The sequence below is a fragment of the Rubripirellula reticaptiva genome, from assembly GCF_007860175.1.
GTDB classification, from domain to species: Bacteria; Planctomycetota; Planctomycetia; order Pirellulales; family Pirellulaceae; genus Rubripirellula; species Rubripirellula reticaptiva.
The window spans coordinates 1,642,675-1,658,890 of record NZ_SJPX01000002.1 but is presented as its reverse complement, the minus strand read 5'-3'; the positions used below and the strand labels follow the sequence as shown (position 1 = coordinate 1,658,890).

Annotated in this window: 13 protein-coding genes; 10 read left to right on the top strand and 3 right to left on the bottom strand. The window is 54.3% G+C overall.

The genetic code is table 11. The features are described from left to right. Window positions 1-49: 49 nt before the first annotated feature. The 10 genes from Poly59_RS12480 (at window position 50) to Poly59_RS12435 (ending at window position 10,345) form a co-directional block, all read left to right on the top strand. Window positions 50-1,573 (top strand): arylsulfatase, encoded by a 1,524-nt coding sequence (locus Poly59_RS12480; RefSeq protein ID WP_146534510.1) that lies wholly within the window; start codon window positions 50-52, stop codon window positions 1,571-1,573. Window positions 1,574-1,697: 124 nt separating this feature from the next. Beyond that, entirely contained in the window at window positions 1,698-2,618 is a 921-nt protein-coding gene (locus Poly59_RS12475; protein ID WP_246151587.1) for an SHD1 domain-containing protein, read from the top strand. A gap of 150 nt (window positions 2,619-2,768) precedes the next feature. Further along, a complete protein-coding gene (locus tag Poly59_RS12470) occupies window positions 2,769-3,740 on the top strand; it encodes an AAA family ATPase (RefSeq protein ID WP_146534325.1) in 972 nt (323 codons plus the stop codon). Then, window positions 3,737-4,717 (top strand): DUF58 domain-containing protein, encoded by a 981-nt coding sequence (locus tag Poly59_RS12465; protein WP_146534324.1) that lies wholly within the window; start codon window positions 3,737-3,739, stop codon window positions 4,715-4,717. The genes Poly59_RS12470 and Poly59_RS12465 overlap by 4 nt, the downstream gene beginning before the upstream one ends. A gap of 2 nt (window positions 4,718-4,719) precedes the next feature. Further along, the gene (locus Poly59_RS12460; RefSeq protein ID WP_146534323.1) at window positions 4,720-5,214 is read left to right on the top strand and encodes a DUF4381 domain-containing protein; all 495 of its coding nucleotides are present in this window, start codon (window positions 4,720-4,722) and stop codon (window positions 5,212-5,214) included. Next, a complete protein-coding gene (locus tag Poly59_RS12455) occupies window positions 5,208-6,260 on the top strand; it encodes a vWA domain-containing protein (RefSeq protein ID WP_146534322.1) in 1,053 nt (350 codons plus the stop codon). Before Poly59_RS12460 ends, Poly59_RS12455 begins: the two co-directional genes overlap by 7 nt. Then, the gene (locus Poly59_RS12450) at window positions 6,257-7,210 is read left to right on the top strand and encodes a vWA domain-containing protein (RefSeq protein WP_146534321.1); all 954 of its coding nucleotides are present in this window, start codon (window positions 6,257-6,259) and stop codon (window positions 7,208-7,210) included. Before Poly59_RS12455 ends, Poly59_RS12450 begins: the two co-directional genes overlap by 4 nt. Further along, window positions 7,207-7,863: a tetratricopeptide repeat protein gene (locus tag Poly59_RS12445; protein ID WP_246151586.1), complete on the top strand. Its 657-nt coding sequence runs from the start codon at window positions 7,207-7,209 to the stop codon at window positions 7,861-7,863. Before Poly59_RS12450 ends, Poly59_RS12445 begins: the two co-directional genes overlap by 4 nt. Then, on the top strand, window positions 7,856-8,887 hold the full coding sequence (locus Poly59_RS12440) for a BatD family protein (protein ID WP_146534320.1): 1,032 nt from the start codon (window positions 7,856-7,858) through the stop codon (window positions 8,885-8,887). The genes Poly59_RS12445 and Poly59_RS12440 overlap by 8 nt, the downstream gene beginning before the upstream one ends. Before the next feature lie 144 nt (window positions 8,888-9,031). After that, complete coding sequence (locus tag Poly59_RS12435) at window positions 9,032-10,345, top strand: hypothetical protein (RefSeq protein ID WP_246151585.1); 1,314 nt, start codon at window positions 9,032-9,034, stop codon at window positions 10,343-10,345. Window positions 10,346-10,462: 117 nt separating this feature from the next. On the opposite strand, the gene Poly59_RS12430 is transcribed toward Poly59_RS12435, so the two are convergent. The 3 genes from Poly59_RS12430 to Poly59_RS12420 form a co-directional block, all read right to left on the bottom strand. Continuing rightward, on the bottom strand, window positions 10,463-12,856 hold the full coding sequence (locus tag Poly59_RS12430) for a heavy metal translocating P-type ATPase (RefSeq protein ID WP_146534318.1): 2,394 nt from the start codon (window positions 12,854-12,856) through the stop codon (window positions 10,463-10,465). Window positions 12,857-13,049: 193 nt separating this feature from the next. Beyond that, on the bottom strand, window positions 13,050-14,693 hold the full coding sequence (locus Poly59_RS12425; protein WP_146534317.1) for a sulfatase family protein: 1,644 nt from the start codon (window positions 14,691-14,693) through the stop codon (window positions 13,050-13,052). Beyond that, window positions 14,690-16,150: an alkaline phosphatase D family protein gene (locus Poly59_RS12420; RefSeq protein WP_186776199.1), complete on the bottom strand. Its 1,461-nt coding sequence runs from the start codon at window positions 16,148-16,150 to the stop codon at window positions 14,690-14,692. Before Poly59_RS12420 ends, Poly59_RS12425 begins: the two co-directional genes overlap by 4 nt. Window positions 16,151-16,216 lie beyond the last annotated feature (66 nt).

Here is a 16,216-nt window from a genome sequence, read left to right as displayed (position 1 = left end):
CAACAGGATTTGCAAAATGAACTTGGCAGTCTTCAAAGGCTCCTTCACGATGGCAGCGGCTCTACTAGCCGTCTTCGTGACTAGCAGCTTCGCTTACGCCAAAGGTCCGAATATCGTTATCATTTGGGGTGATGATGTCGGACGTTCGAACATCAGTGCCTATACCCACGGGGTGATGGGCTATCAAACGCCCAACATTGATCGTGTTGCTCGCGAAGGCATGATGTTTACGGACTATTACGCGGAACAGAGTTGTACCGCGGGTCGTGCTTCGTTCATCACTGGCCAACACGGCTTGCGAACCGGTCTGACCAAGGTTGGTATGCCGGGTGCGACGGCCGGCATGCAGATCGAAGATCCCACGATCGCCGGACTGCTTAAGAATCACGGGTACGCCACCGGTCAGTTCGGTAAGAACCACTTGGGTGACCGCGACGAAATGTTGCCGACCAATCACGGGTTCGATGAGTTCTATGGCAATCTGTATCACCTCAACGCTGAGGAAGAGCCGGAGCACCGGGACTACCCAAAAGACCCCGAGTTCCGCAAAAAATACGGCCCTCGCGGCGTGCTTCATTCCTTTGCCGATGGCAAGATCGAAGACACCGGACCGCTTACCCGCAAGCGAATGGAAACGATTGACGACGATGTTGCCGATCGAGCTGCCGATTTCATGGAGCGACAAACGAAGGCTGAAAAGCCATTCTTTGTTTGGGTGAACTTCACTCACATGCACTTTCGCACTCACGTCAAGCCAGAAAGCGTCGGTCAGTCGGGACGTTGGATGAGCGAGTACGCGGACGCAATGATCGATCATGACAAAAACGTCGGTACCGTTTTGGACAAGATTGATGAACTGGGGATTGGTGACGACACGTTCGTGATGTATAGCACCGACAATGGCCCACACATGAACACGTGGCCAGATGCGGCCATGACACCCTTCCGAAACGAAAAGAATAGCAACTGGGAAGGTGCTTACCGCGTTCCTGCCATGGTTCGCTATCCCGGCAAAATCAAGCCCGGAAGCATTTCCAACGAGATCGTTTCGCACCTGGATTGGTTGCCCACCGTCCTGGCATTGGCCGGCGAGCCGGATGTGAAAGAGAAGTTGCTCAAGGGACACAAGGCGATTGGACGTGACTACAACGTTCACTTGGACGGATACAATTTGCTTCCGTACCTGACCGGCGAAGAGGAAAAGGGGCCTCGTGAATCGTTCATCTATTGCAACGATGACCAGCAGCTGACCGCTCTACGGTTTGATAACTGGAAGATGGTGTTTCTAGAGCAGCGTGTCGCGGGAACCTTGCAGATCTGGGCCGAACCGTTCACGACGCTTCGAGTTCCAAAGATTTTCAATCTGCGAACCGACCCGTACGAGCGAGCTGACATCACGTCGAACACCTATTACGACTGGTTGATCGACCGTGTTTACCTGTTAGGCCCCGCTCAAGATTACGTCGGTGAATTCCTCAAGACGTTCCAGGAATATCCGTCACGACAGAAGGCGGCTAGCTTCAATCTGGATGAGGTCATGCAGAAGCTTTCCGAAGGCGGCGGAGCAAGGTAGCCCTTGCTTTTTTGAACGGGAACAACACGAGGAAACGGAGTGAAGCCATGGCTTGATCTCCGTTTCCGTTGTTCCCCGCTGTTGATAGAGATTCCGAATTCGTTTCATTGAAATATTGTTTGTCATGCGTGCAACTCATCTAGTTTTCAGCTTATTGATTTTGTTGGTGATGTCGCCTAGCAGCTACGCCAGGAAGTGGTCTAGTTCGTCGGGTGCCTTTACGCTGGAAGCCGAAGCGATCGCGTTCAATGAAACGACCGTGATTTTGAAGAAGGAGAAGGGCGACTTGGTGGCGGTTGAGGTTGCTGAGTTGACGGATGTTGATCGCGATTACTTGAAATCCAAGGAGCTTGTCGACAAATTGGCAAAGTCCGTCGAAGGGATGCAGACTTGGACATCGGTCGATGGGTTGATGGTCCGCGGTCGAGTTTTGGCCTTCGGCCGAAAGAATCTTGAGATTTCTCGTCAAAGAGGCAAGGTTCACGTCGGTGATTTGGCGTTTTCGGATCTCGATCCTCTGCATCAAAAGCTTATCTTGAAGATCATGTCCAAGCTGGAAAGCAAGACGTTTGAATCCGAACGGGAACTCGCGTCATGGAGCGTCGGACTGCAGGGCCAGCCAAAGGTTTATCCGCTCGAAGGCGTGCTGATGGAACTGGAATCGGGCGATAAGATTGCAGTACCTTTCTTTCTGTTCAGCGAACAGGACTTGAAGGTGCTTCAACCAGGCTGGCAGGCGTGGCTTGAGTCCGACAAAGACAAGACGACGCAAGATCGCGAAAGTCTCATGATGCAAGCTGAGGCGATGGAATATCAACGAAATGAGATGCAACATCGCAAAATTGAATTATTGAAACTGAACATGATGGCGGTCGCCACAGGCGTCACATCGGTCTGGGAGATCGGTTTGCAGCCCGGTCAGGGCGTTTATGGACGGCCGACCACCGTCGTCGTCAGCGCACGTGACAGTCGGGTGGCGTCGCAAATGGCAACGTCCAGATATCCCGGGTACACCGTTACTTTTGTCCGCCGAGCGAGTCGGTGAACGGGCCGCGAGGAACTAAGAAGTTGAACAGGAGACAACGGAGCGGTTCAGGAAGTGGGGCCGTGTCACTCGCTGACGTCACGACTCTTTCCTTCGTTGCCTCGTGTTCAATCGCATCGACTCACTGACCTTTACGACTCGGACCAGTTCATGACGTCACGCGAACAGATTCTTGAACTACACGCCCGCATGTCTGAGTCTATCATTGGGCAAGAACATGTGGTCGAGCAATTGTTGTTGACACTTTTGTGTGGCGGCAACGCTTTGTTGGAAGGGTTACCGGGATTGGCGAAGACGCGGGCGATCAAAACGCTTTCGCAGAATCTAGAGTCTGAGTTTAGCCGGATCCAGTTCACGCCCGACTTGCTGCCTTCGGATATCACCGGAGCGGAAATCTATCTGGGCGAAGATGCCGCCGAACGGTTCGTGTTTCAGAAAGGGCCAATCTTCGCCAACTTGGTTTTGGCCGATGAGATCAATCGAGCACCCGCCAAGGTTCAGGCGGCGCTGCTCGAAGCGATGGAGGAACGGCAAGTCACCGTGTCGGGCAAGACTCACCTATTGCCCGAGTTGTTCATGGTGCTGGCAACGCAGAATCCGGTTGAGCAAGAAGGGACCTATCCACTGCCCGAGGCTCAGATGGATCGCTTTTTGATGCACATCACCATGGCGCATCCAGACGACGCATCAGAGTTGGCGATCATGCGGCTGGTTCGAGGTGAATCTGCTGGCCATGCTGATTCCAGCGAGCCTCCCGCGATCATCCCTCAGCAGACCGTTTTCGAAGCGCGAGCCGAGATTGATCAGGTTCAGATTGCTGAGCCGATGGAGAAGTACATCGTTGCTCTCATTGCCGGCACGCGACGTCCCCAATCGTACGGAGAAGAACTCGGACGTTGGATCCAAGTCGGCGTCAGTCCTCGCGGTACGCTTGCGATCGATAAGGTATCGCGGGCGCACGCTTGGTACCACGGACGCGATCACGTGACGCCCGAAGACGTGCGAGCCATCACGCACGATTGTTTGCGACACCGGTTGATGTTGACGTACGAAGCCAGTGCCGATGGAGTGACGGCGGATCAAGTCATTGACGAGTTGTTGAAGCAGGTGGCTGTCGCATGAAAAACACGCTGCAATCCAATCGTGATGCGGCAAGAGCGGCAGAATTGTCAAACCGCGGCGATCTGGTTGACCCTCGCGTGCAAACTAACTTGCACGAGTTGGTTCGCTTACGTGCAAAAGCGAAAGGTTTTTCGTTCCTTCCCAAGCAACCGGTCAATAGCTTGTTGGCGGGAAGACATGCTTCGCGAGTCCGTGGGCGAGGTCTCAACTTCGAAGAGATCCGAGCCTATCACGCCGGCGATGACATCCGCACGATCGATTGGAAAGTCACGGCAAGGCTGCGGAGTCCGCACACCCGAGTGTTCACCGAAGAACGCGATCGTCCGACGTTATTAGTTGTCGATCAGCGGATCGGAATGTTCTTTGGCACTCAGCACAATATGAAGTCCGTATCCGCAGCCGAAACCGCAGCGCTGGCTGCTTGGCGGGTGATCGACGTGGGCGATCGCGTCGGCATGATCGCCTTTGACGATGCCGCTTGCGAGACCGTGCGAATAGGTCGCAGTCGCGATGGCGTCATGCGAATGCTGCGATGTTTGGTCGACTTCGGAAATCGTCTGCATGCCGATTCGCCAGCCAAGCCCAACGCCAGCATGTTGTGCAGGGCACTTGATGCGGCCGAGCGAATCGCGACGCACGATCATCTTGTTGTTGTCATCAGCGATTTCTTCGGGTTGGACGACATGGTCCGTCGGCGACTTCGCAAGATCCGCTCGCACAACGATGTCATTGCAACACTTGTCCATGATCCCATCGCATCACAATTACCGACCAGCGGCCAATTCGTGATCAGTGATGGAGAGTTGCAGGTCGAAGTCCCAGACAAAGGCCGTGCGATGAAAAGGTTGAAAGAAGCAACCGCGGGCCGGATCGCAGAAGTGCTGTCGCTGCAACAAGAGTTGCGGATTCCGGTCCTGCCCATCAGCGCCGGCGAGGACACGAGCCATCAAGTCCAGCGATTGATGGGGCGGCACTAGCGATGGAAACGGATCCGTACAGCCTGAGTGCTCTCGAAGGCATAGTTATCCCAGATTCCGTGGGTGTGTTTCCGTTGGCTCCTGGATGGTGGTTCGTGATCGCGATCGCTTCGATTTGGCTCGCCTACGGATTGATCGCTTGTTGGATTCGGTATCGTCAGAATGCTTACCGTCGCGAAGGGGTAAGGCTGATCCGCAAACTGGAAACGGCATCGTCGTTTGAAGTCGGATTGCGAGGCGTCGACGAGGTACTCAAGCGAGTCGCGATGGTTTCTTATTCTCGCGAAAAGGTTGCCTCGCTATGGGGAACCGATTGGGCGGATTTTCTGCGTGCGTCGGTTCGAGAATTTCGGTTCAGTGATTCTGTTGTGGCAAATTTGGCGAGCTCGAACTACCAAAAGATTCCTGACGACTTTGGCCACGAGGAATACGTAGCCACCTTACAAGCGGCTTCGGCTTGGATACGTGAGCATGATCGGGATGACGACGCATGTTGACGTTTGCCTATCCCTGGCTGCTGGGCTTGATCGTCTTTCCGTTCTTCCTGCATTGGCTGTTGCCAAGTTTCGAACAATCGCGATCCGCAATTCGGGTGCCGATGTTTGATGTCGCCGTCGAAGCTCTCGGCGCGTCGCCAGGTAAGAACGCCGTCGTGCGACGGCGCAGTTGGATGCAGACGCTGACGTTTGCATTCTGCTGGGCGTGTTTAGTGGCGGCACTTGCCCGACCGCAATGGTTGGGCGATCCGATCGTTCGTGAAGTTGCCACGCGCGATTTGTTGTTGGCGGTGGACTTGTCCGGGTCGATGGAAACGGAGGACTTCACTGACCAGGATGGGAAGCGAGTCGACCGGCTAACGGCGACCAAGCAGGTTTTGGGCGACTTTCTGAGCCAGCGAAAGGGCGACCGCGTCGGGATGGTCGTGTTCGGTTCAGGCGCGTTTGTCCAGATTCCTTTCACTCAAGATTTGGACGTCTGCCAAGAATTGCTGGACGAACTTTATCCAAGGATGGCTGGCCCCAAAACATCTTTGGGCGACGCAATCGGATTGGGGATCACGCTCTTTGATCGCAGTGAAATGGACAGCAAAGTGCTAGTCGCGATGACCGACGGCAACGACACGGGCAGTCGTGTTCCGCCGGCAGAGGCGGCGAAAATTGCGGCCGACAAAGGAATCGTGATTCACACGATCGGCGTTGGCGATCCGGAGGCCGCGGGCGAAGAGTTGCTGGATGAAGATGCTCTGCGACAAGTCGCAAAAGAAACCGGCGGCGACTATTTTCGCGCCGAGGACCGCGACGGCTTGAAGCAGGTGTACGGAAAACTGGACTCGATGGATACACGCGAAGTCGAAACGGTTTCGCATCGGCCTCGCAGTGACCTGTTCGCTTGGTTGATTGCTGCGGGGATGGTCGTTTCGATCCTGTACCACGCCGCCGTTGGCGTGGGTTCAGCGGTCGGACGTCTGCGGATTGTGTCGCGTGCCAATCGAAACATTGCGACATCTGACGAGTCACCAATCAAGCAGAGCACTGCCGCATGAATGGCTTGCAGACATGGTTGTTCAATTTTCATTGGCTACGTCCGATGGGGTTCTTGCTGCTGATTCCGATTGGAATTGTTTGGTGGTTTTGCGTGCGAAACAGCGGTTCGCAGCAACCGCTTTCTCAGCAGGTTTCGCCCCATTTGTTGAAACACTTGGTCGTGAATCCAGCCAAGCAATCACGTGTGCAGCCGTCTGCGGTTTTGCTCGGACTTTGGCTGCTGGGAACCGTCGCGTTGGCCGGGCCAAGTTGGCGACGGGAACCCTCACCGTTTGCCAGTGACACGTCCAATCTGTGGGTTGTCTTGAAGTTGACTCCCTCGATGGAAAGCAACGACGTGCTGCCATCACGACTCGAGCGAGTGCGGAACAAGTTGCATGACCTAATGCAGAATCGCAAGGGCTCGGCAACCGGGCTGGTGGTTTATTCTCGATCCGCACACCTTGTGATGCCGCCAACAAGCGACAGTGGTGTGATTGATGAAATGCTGCAATCGCTAGACCCCGGCGTCATGCCGGGCGAAGGTGACGCATTGGTAAATGCATTGACTTTGGTAGTCGAAGACATCGAACGAGATTCGGTTGCCGCGTCGATTCTGGTGATCGCGGATACCTGCGAGCATGCGCAGCATCCGTTACTTCAAAATTGGCGAACCAGTCATCGAGCCACGGTGCAATGGTTGGCTCCGGTTGCTCTCGATTCGAGTTTAGCCGGGTTGGGTGTGGACAAGGCATCGGACATCCTGAATGCTCGACTAGTTCGACTGACTGCGGACGACGCGGACATTGACCAAGTGGCCAATCACGCCAAGAGTTCGCTGGTGGCGTCGACAACCGACCCGTCGGCTCGGTGGCGAGATGACGGTTACTGGTTGCTGTGGCCGATTGCGATCGGAGTGGCACTTTGGAGCCGCCGCGGCTGGAGCATTGCGTCAGGAAGTTTGACATGAGTCACTCGCGTCGTCTCTTCAAACGCATTGCCACGGTGCTGACATGCATTCTGATTTTGTTTGCGTTGATCGCAGGTTTTCGAAACCGCGGTGCGTTTCTGGTGACCGCTGATCAGCATGGACAACGATTGTTAGACCGTGGCGAATTTGATGCGGCAGCGGAAGTGTTTGAGGATCCTTTTCGTCGAGCGGTTGCGCTGTCAAGAACGGGCGATTTCAAGCGAGCCGCTTCGATGTTTTCAACCATCCCTGGCCCGGAGGCGGCATTCAATCACGCCAACATGCTGGTCATGCTGGGCGAGTACGAACCGGCCGTCAAGCGATACGATCGAGCGCTCGAGTTGCGGCCGGACTGGCAGCCCGCCGTCAAGAATCGAGCCATCGCTGCGGGACGCGCCGCAAGGTTGAAAACAGAAGGCGGCGAAATGACGGGCGGTAAGCTAGGCGCCGATGAGATCGTGTTTGATCAAACCAGTTCTTCTTCGAATTCATCCGATGACAATGAGGAAACGGTCAAAGGCGAATCGCTCTCGGATTCCGAATTGCAAGCGATCTGGCTACGGCAAGTACAGACGACTCCGCGAGATTTCCTAAAGAGCAAATTCTCTTTTCAAGAAGCAATGCGTGACCAGGAGCCAGCCGACGATGAATAGATATCTGCTACTGCTGATCGTCGCATCAGCAGTGCTGTTGCCTCAATACAACGTGGACGCGGCGAAGCCGGTCGTTCGCATCAAGACGGACCCTGCGTCCGACGAACCCGTTGTTGTCGGTCAGCGTGTCCGATTGATCCTGGACGTGCTTGGTCAAGACGGCTGGGCAAATGTCCCGAAACTTCCAACGTTCGATGTCCCCGGTGCGATCGTCTACGTGCCGGAGGGGCAAGCGACGCGATTGAATGAAACGATCCAAGGTGACGCATACACGGGGCAGCGCAACGAATGGTGGATTTACCCCCAGCGCAGCGGGCCGATCATGATTCCACGGATCGACGTTGAAGTGAAAGTAAAATTTTTTGGCGCGAAAACTCAAACGGGCAGCGAGACGATCGGGACGAAGCCGATCAAAATGAAGGCGGCATTTCCAGAGGGTGTAAGCAGCTCGACCGGTTTGGTTGTCACCGATCAGTTTCAGGTCAAACAAACTTGGGAGCCTAGCCGAACCGAAGTATCCGTGGGTGACGGTGTGGTCCGATCGATCGAGCGAAAGATCGGCGGTGCGCCGGCTCTCGTTTTACCCGATATTTTGTTCGCCGATGTCGACGGTGTGACGGTTTATCGCAAGGCCCCCGAATTTCAAGAGTCCAATAACCGAAGCGAATTGACGTCTGCTCGACAGGATCGAGTGACCTACGTGTTCACTGAACCAGGAACCGTCGACTTGCCATCGATACAATTGACATGGTGGAATTTGCAGAAAGGCGAGCTGGAAACAGAAATGCTGTCGGGGCAAATGTTTTTGGTGACAGAATCAGCGGCAACCGAGGCGTCACCGCTCAATGCTCCGTTTCGACCAATCAATTCGTCACAATTCTCAAATCTCCAGTGGTGGGCTTTCGCGGTGCTCCTTGCGGCCACCATCTTGATCGCGGGGCACAGGGGGAGAAAGTACCTCAGAACAGCGTGTGGCCTCGAAAAAACGCCTGAAACTGGCAGCCTACCGCCACTTAATCCGTAGTAAAACTGTGTATCCTATTAGTCTCCCACAAACGTCTCCGCTGAGTCTAACAACATGATTTCCAAATTTTCCTGCGTCCTCGCTCTCGCAGCTTCCTGTTTTGTTTCAACTGTCGGCCTTTCTCAGGACGAAAAGTTACCGCTTTTGCTCAAACGCTCCCCTTCGCCCGCCAATGCGATGGGCTATGTAAACGTTGAGTCACTCAATCAGCTGATGAGCGACGCAGGATTTGTCGATCGCGTCGACGAGAACGTTCAGGAATTCTGGTTCATCTCGGATCTTAACCTGATGAGCCTCCGACCACGCTGGGAGGCTGGCTATGCAACATTGAAGGAAAGCGTTGATGTTGACGAGCTGGCCAAGCAGGTGGGAGGATATGTCGACAGTGTCGATGGGAAAGATGTTGTGTGGTCGCCGCAGCAGACCTATCTGTATCCAGCGAAGGACAATCGGCTTGGTGTGTTGCGGCCGGCAGACCGGTCACTGTTGTCGGGTTGGTTGTCGCCAAGCACAAACGTCAACTACACGCCTTTCCTAGAAGCTCGCGCTAATCAACCTGAGTCTTACTTGTCAATGATGTTGGCGATCGAAGTTTCAGATGTGTTTTCGCCAGTGCCATTGGCGAAACGGCTATCAACGTTCAAGTCGATCAAGTCAAAGTCTCCCGAGTCGGTCGCTAAAACGTTGGCGTCGGCGACTGGTGTCAGCATCATCGTCGGTCGAAGGAGCCTCAGTGAGTGCATCGTTACGATTGAGTTTTCAACTGCACCCGGCTCATTGAAAATCATCGCCGCTGATTTGTTTGCAGAAATGCTTGAGCGAAGTGGTTCGGCTGCTCCTGAGGTGCTGACTTGGGAGGTGAAGGTTGATGGAAATAATCTGTCGCTTCAAGGCCCTATCACCGAGTCAACCCTTAGCGGCTTGTTGGGGATTTTCAGCCTGGAAAGCCAAGCGTCGCGAACGGTTCGATTGGCAAACGATGGAGGCAGCCAAGGGAAAACCGAGAAAGAACAGATGGCGTACCGTTCCAAAAACTACTTCGACGAGGTCGATGCGATCGTCGAGCAGACTCGCAAGCATAAGTCGCAGACCACCGGTGCTTTGGCGAAGTGGAATGACCAGCGTGCCAGAGCGATTGACGAATTGGGCACTCTAAATGTGGATCCCGAAATGATTCAATTTGGAACAAGCGTCGCAGAGACGCTGCGCGGCAATGCCCTCACGGTGACTCAGGGCAATATCGATGCAGGCAAAATCAAGGCAAGTCAGAGTCTAAACAGTGGCTACTACGGTGATGGTTACTACAACGCCAACTCAACCGCTGATTATCAAAGAGTCACCAACAGTTACGCTCGCGGGAACGCCTATGCGAACTTTAAAGACGCACTCAGCCAAATCGACAAGTTGACAGCGGAAGTTCGCCGAGCGATGACCGCAAAGTACCAGATTCAGTTTTAAAAGTTCTTCGGTGACTTTCTCAGCCTTGAGATTATGACCTCAGCCGGATTCGATGCTTGGTTTCCGGCTGAGGTCTCAATAGATCTCTTCAGACTTACCCGCCAACTCTGTAACCGTTTAGGTGAGCTTGGTTGCCCGTAATCTCAGAGCGTTTGCGATCACGGATACACTACTAAAGCTCATCGCTGCCGCCGCAATCATGGGGCTAAGCAATACGCCGAAGAACGGGTAGAGCAAACCTGCTGCGACCGGGATTCCGAGTGCGTTGTAGATGAAAGCGAAGAACAGGTTTTGACGAATGTTGCTCATCGTTTTGCGGCTCAAGTTTGCCGCCGCCGCCACACCGCGAAGATCACCACCGACCAGCGTGATGCCTGCGGACTCAATCGCAACGCCTGTACCCGTGCCCATGGCGATGCCAACGTTTGCTTCGGCAAGGGCCGGAGCGTCGTTGATGCCATCGCCACACATCGCCACCGTTTTACCTGCTTTTTTCAAGTTGCGAACGAAGTCATGCTTCTCCTCGGGCGAGACGCCGGCATGAAACTCGTCGATGCCTAGCTTGGTTGCGACGGCTTTCGCTGTCGGCTCGGCGTCGCCGGTAAGCATCACGACTTTTAGCCCGAGTTCATGCAACGTCCTTAACGCAGTGGGAGTGCTTGGCTTGATTGGATCGGTGATCGCAAAAATTGCCGCCAGTGCGTTATCGATCGCCACGAATGCAACCGTCGCACCCTCGGCTTGATGCGTTCTCGCTTTTTCCCTTCCCGCATCGACGCCTTCGATGCCCTGATCGTCCAACAGGTCAGCCTTGCCGATCAGGACATCATGGTTATCGACGCGAGCGCGGACTCCGCCACCGGTAATGCTGTTGAATTCACTTGGTTCCAAGACCCGCAATCCATCGGCTTTCGCTCGGCGAACGATGGCTTGTGCTAGCGGATGTTCGCTCGGTGTTTCGACCGCCGCAGACAACGTCAATGCATCGTGTTCATTCCATTGCTCAAACGTTTCGATGCCAGTGACTTCCGGGCGTCCCTGGGTCAGCGTTCCGGTCTTGTCGACGACGATTGTGTCAACCTTCTCCATGACTTCGAGGACTTCGGCGTTCTTGATCAACACGCCTTCCTTGGCACCGCGGCCAACACCCACCATCACTGACATCGGCGTCGCCAGTCCTAACGCACAAGGGCAGGCAATGATCAACACGGCGACTGCCGCTACGAATGCATGAGCCAATTGCGGCTCTGGACCAAATACAGCCCAACCGATGAACGCGAAGATCGAACAAGCGATTACCGCCGGCACAAAGTATCGAGCGACCACATCGACCAGTTTTTGAATCGGGGCGCGACTGCGCTGGGCGTCTGCAACCATTTGTACAATGCGGTTGAGAACCGTATCGCCGCCAACACCGACGGCCTCCATCACCAGTGCACCGGTTTGGTTGAAGGTCCCGCCCGTGACTTCGTCGCCTTCCAACTTCTTCACCGGCATCGGTTCTCCCGTCAACATCGACTCATCAACGCTGCTCGACCCACTAAGTACTTTTCCGTCGACAGGGATTTTCTCACCCGGGCGAACTCGCAACCGATCGCCCTTGTGGATTGAATCGAGCGAGATGTCTTCCCCGCCATCGTCTGTGATTCGGTGTGCCGTGTCGGGTGCAAGTTGCATGAGTTCGCGAATGGCTCCGCCCGTCTGCTGGCGCGCACGCAGTTCCAGCACTTGCCCGAGCAACACTAGTGTGATGATCACTGCGGCAGCTTCAAAATAGAGAGGTGGAACACCGTTCTCGAAAAATGCCGTTGGAATCACACCTGGGATCAACACGACGACCAAACTGAACAGATACGCTGCCAAAGTCCCCACCGCGATCAACGAGAACATGTTCAGGTTCATCGTGCGAAACGACTTGGCACCGCGGACCAAAAGTGGCCATCCGCACCAAAACACAACCGGCGTCGCCAGAGCTAATTGTAGCCAACCAAACTTTGTCTGGCTCATCCAATCTATGGCCCGCAAACCCACCATCGGACCCATCGCGATTGCGAGCAGCGGCACCGACAACGCAGCGCCGACCCAGAATCGACGTCTCATGTCGGCGTATTGTTTGTCGTCAGCCTCATCAGCCAACATGACGAACTTCGGTTCCAAGTCCATCCCGCAAATCGGGCAATCACCAGGCCCAGTTTGTTCGATTTCAAGGTGCATGGGACAGGTGTAGATGGCATCGGGATCTGCCGGAGAATCGTTCGCTTTGGTCGACGAGTTACCACTGCAACAAGACGAACTGCTTGATGAGTCCTTTTGTGATCGTTTCGTCAGCACCCCAACCGGGTCATCGCGAAACTTCTGCAAGCATCCATCGCAGCAAAAGACATAGCGTTTACCGTCGAAATCTGACGAACGAGAGCTGTCTGTAGGAACCTTCATGCCGCAAACCGGATCAATTTGCATTGACGGATCGGCGATCGGCAATGATGTCTCGTTTTTATTGGCGTGGTCCATCGTTTTCCCAAGCTGTCAGAAAGTCATTTTTCAAGATAACCCTTGGTGTTACGCAACTTGCGTACCGCAAACTAAGCGGTAGCGACGCCGTTACGATCATCGAACATGTCAAAAGACCGTTGAGTACCGCAGCAGATGTGCCATTCAATTCGAGGCCTTCGGCCACGACAGTCTGTGCTTTAAGGGGGCCGAGTCAGGGCTTCTGGATCGAACCGGGGATCGTCGACGTTGATGCTGGCGACCTCGGTTTGGACTTGCCCTTTTGGGTGCCGGCTTTCTGATTTTGCGGCGCGTAGCTTGCGAGCAGTTCTCGCATCTCCTTTACGACCTCGGGATACTCGTTGTGCAGGTTTCGCGTTTGGCTCACATCCGATTGAAGATCGTATAACTGAGCGTGCGGGGCGTCGGCTTTGTACTTGCCGTTTTCGAAATCGCTGTTCACGCTTCCAACAAACGACGCGCATACAGGTCCGCCGGCGGCGTGCACGCCGGGCACGCCCTTAAAACCACCGGCACCCCGAGCGCCGATATAGATCCACTGGCCTTTGCGTACTGCAAGGTGAGTTGGCTGGTGCGGACAAAGAATAAGGGTGTCTCGCAACGGTGACTCAGGCTCGCCGATCAGTGCAGGCAATAGGTTGACGCTGTCTGCACGTTGGTATTCGTCCAATGGTTTTTGGGTAAGTGCGGCAAAGGTCGCCAGCATGTCCACGCCACTAATCAACTGTGTCGAAATGGTCCCCGGCTTGATGTGGCCGGGCCATCGAGCGATGAACGGTACGCGGTGCCCGCCCTCCCAAACACCAAACTTGAACCCCAGCAAATCACCGTTTTGTTGATGCCCCATTTGGAACGCCCGCTGGCCACCGTGATTGAACATGCCACCGTTGTCACTGGTGAAAATCACTAGCGTATTGTCAGCGACACCTTTCCGTTTGAGCGTTGACATGACCTCGCCAACGATCCAGTCCAGTTCGTGAACGAAGTCACCGTACAGGCCGCATTGACTGGTTCCCTGGAACCGTTTCGCAGGCGTAAACGGATGGTGGATGTTCGTCGTTGAGAAGTACAGAAAAAAGGGTTTTTCAGACTGTTGATCGATCCACTGAGTTGCGCGTTCGGCTAGAGTCGTCCCTAACGTGAAGTCGTTGTAGAGTTTGTGCGCGGCTGCTGCGCCGCCAAAAAAGTTGGGGACGCGGTTGCCGTGCTCTTTGGTCAGCCGTGTGATCGGAGTGGTCTTGTCGGTCTGCTTGCGACCCAAATAGATAAGCGGGTCGTCCGCAGCACGCCCATAGACGCGGTCGTTTTCCACAAAGACATATGGCGGTGCGCTGTTGACTAGCGGTACGCCAAAAAAGTAATCGAAACCGAGATCAAGTGGCCCTGGCCGCAACGGTTGCTTCCACTGGTTTGTTCCTGTACCGAATCCTAAATGCCATTTTCCGAACGCAGCCGTGTTGTAGCCGCTGTTTTTAAAGACGTCGGCGATGGTCAGTTTTTCGGTGTCAATCAGAAGCGGCGAATCGATCGGTGCGGGCCCCCAGATGTTTCCTCTTGCGGGATATTCGCCCGTCAGCAGTCCATAGCGAGATGGGGTGCAGACCGCAGACGCCGAATGCGCGTCGGTAAATCGTCGTCCTTCGGCAGCAAGTTGGTCGATGTTGGGCGTTTGCACCTTTGTCGCGCCGTAGCAACCAACGTCGCCGTAGCCCAAGTCGTCGACAAAGATCAGAACGACGTTGGGCGGCAGTTCTGCTGCGAACGACTTTTGGCGACCACTTACCACGGAAACCGTTGCGATGAGCAGAAGGAGCGTCCATTGGCGTTGATGAATCATTTGGTTGACTTTGTTAGGTACTCATAGCGAACGGTGCCTTCGGGGGCATGGTGGCGGAATGTGATGACCGGATTGCCCGTTGCTCGCGATACGTTCACCGAAAGAAAGCCGCCGAGAACTTTTAGGTATTTGTGATATTCATTGCGATACTCTTCACTGTATCCACTGGCATGTTTGTCTGAACTTGGACCGCATGAAAACTCCATTGTTCCGGTCTTCGGATCTTCAGAGTGATACTGCCAATGACGATCACCGCAAATGACAAAAGCGTTTTCCTGGCTGCCCAGGAATTCTCGGATTTGGTCGCCTTCGAGCTCAAATTCCCTATTTGCATGATTGTCGTTTTTTCCTTTGCGATCTGGCCCGACAACAGGAGTCGAGCTGATCAGCACGCGGAAGGTTGCGTCTGATTCGGCGAAGCTTTCAAAGAACCACTCCTTCTGTTTGGAGCCCCAGATTGACGGCATTTGATTTGGCGATTTAGGATCGACGTCCCGGAAATCGCGTCCTTCTAATATCCATATCTGCAAATCTTTTCCCCATCGCACCGTCTTGTAGGGTTCAGTGCGGGGAAACTGTTCTTCAAAAATCGCAATCCCTTCGTCCCAGGTCAGGGTTCCATAAACATCGCCGGGGTCGCAGTCATTCATCAGAGTGTCATGGTCATCCTTCATGAAGTAGCTGCTCACATGATTGTGAAAGCTTCGGATGTATGGCATTGAGAACAGACGGTTCATTTTGTAACGCGCAAGTTCCTTGCTGAGGGCATACGGATCTGCACGGTCGTAGTATTCAATGTCGCCCGTGTGGACAAAGAAGTGCGGGGCGATCTTCTTGAGCATCGTGTTGTAAATGACATGGCCATTTTCCTCATCGTCACGGCGCGGGTAATCACCGCACGTCACAGCAACGAAATTGATCTCTTGGGCATCGTCCGGCATGGGCGCGGTTCGAAAGTTGCCATCAAGCTCGACTGAACTTTGATCACCCTTTCCTTCCGCTTTCAGGACGTACTGTGTATTGGGAACTAGGTCCCGCAACAAGAACTGGCCAGTAAAGTCTTTCTGTGGATCGACGCGCATCCATTCCGTTTCGATCTCGTTTTCACGTTGTCCCTTTGGCCAATAACGCAGTCGTACCTCTCCGTCGGTACCTGGCACACTTCCCTCCATGTCAGCGAGTCTCTTGCCGGCGGGATACTGATGACTTCCGTCTGCTTGAAGAGGTTTTGCTTTCGTTGGATTGGTTGTCTTGAGAAACTCGGTGCCCGAGCGTGTTCTCTCGGGCTGGGCGGTCAAGCGTGTCCAGATTTTTGCAGTGTCGCTAGTCACATCTCCAATTTTCATGCCATTAGCCATAAAGACATCTGCATGAAGAGGGCATGCAGTCGCGATGAAAGTACAAAAGGCCAAGATGTATTTAGAATTCATGGAACGATGGCCGATTGCCGAAGGCATGAAATGGTGGTGAGATTGGCGACTCTTACATTTGCATTGAGTCGGTCGGCGGATATTTCTGCGGAT

Bases quoted from the DNA above. Each gene is read 5' to 3' on its own strand.
- Poly59_RS12480 (WP_146534510.1), top strand. From the start codon at position 50: ATGGCAGCGGCTCTACTAGCCGTCTTCGTGACTAGCAGCTTCGCTTAC.
- Poly59_RS12475 (WP_246151587.1), top strand. From the start codon at position 1,698: ATGCGTGCAACTCATCTAGTTTTCAGCTTATTGATTTTGTTGGTGATG.
- Poly59_RS12470 (WP_146534325.1), top strand. From the start codon at position 2,769: ATGACGTCACGCGAACAGATTCTTGAACTACACGCCCGCATGTCTGAG.
- Poly59_RS12465 (WP_146534324.1), top strand. From the start codon at position 3,737: ATGAAAAACACGCTGCAATCCAATCGTGATGCGGCAAGAGCGGCAGAA.
- Poly59_RS12460 (WP_146534323.1), top strand. From the start codon at position 4,720: ATGGAAACGGATCCGTACAGCCTGAGTGCTCTCGAAGGCATAGTTATC.
- Poly59_RS12455 (WP_146534322.1), top strand. From the start codon at position 5,208: ATGTTGACGTTTGCCTATCCCTGGCTGCTGGGCTTGATCGTCTTTCCG.
- Poly59_RS12450 (WP_146534321.1), top strand. From the start codon at position 6,257: ATGAATGGCTTGCAGACATGGTTGTTCAATTTTCATTGGCTACGTCCG.
- Poly59_RS12445 (WP_246151586.1), top strand. From the start codon at position 7,207: ATGAGTCACTCGCGTCGTCTCTTCAAACGCATTGCCACGGTGCTGACA.
- Poly59_RS12440 (WP_146534320.1), top strand. From the start codon at position 7,856: ATGAATAGATATCTGCTACTGCTGATCGTCGCATCAGCAGTGCTGTTG.
- Poly59_RS12430 (WP_146534318.1), bottom strand. From the start codon at position 12,856: ATGGACCACGCCAATAAAAACGAGACATCATTGCCGATCGCCGATCCG.
- Poly59_RS12425 (WP_146534317.1), bottom strand. From the start codon at position 14,693: ATGATTCATCAACGCCAATGGACGCTCCTTCTGCTCATCGCAACGGTT.
- Poly59_RS12420 (WP_186776199.1), bottom strand. From the start codon at position 16,150: ATGCCTTCGGCAATCGGCCATCGTTCCATGAATTCTAAATACATCTTG.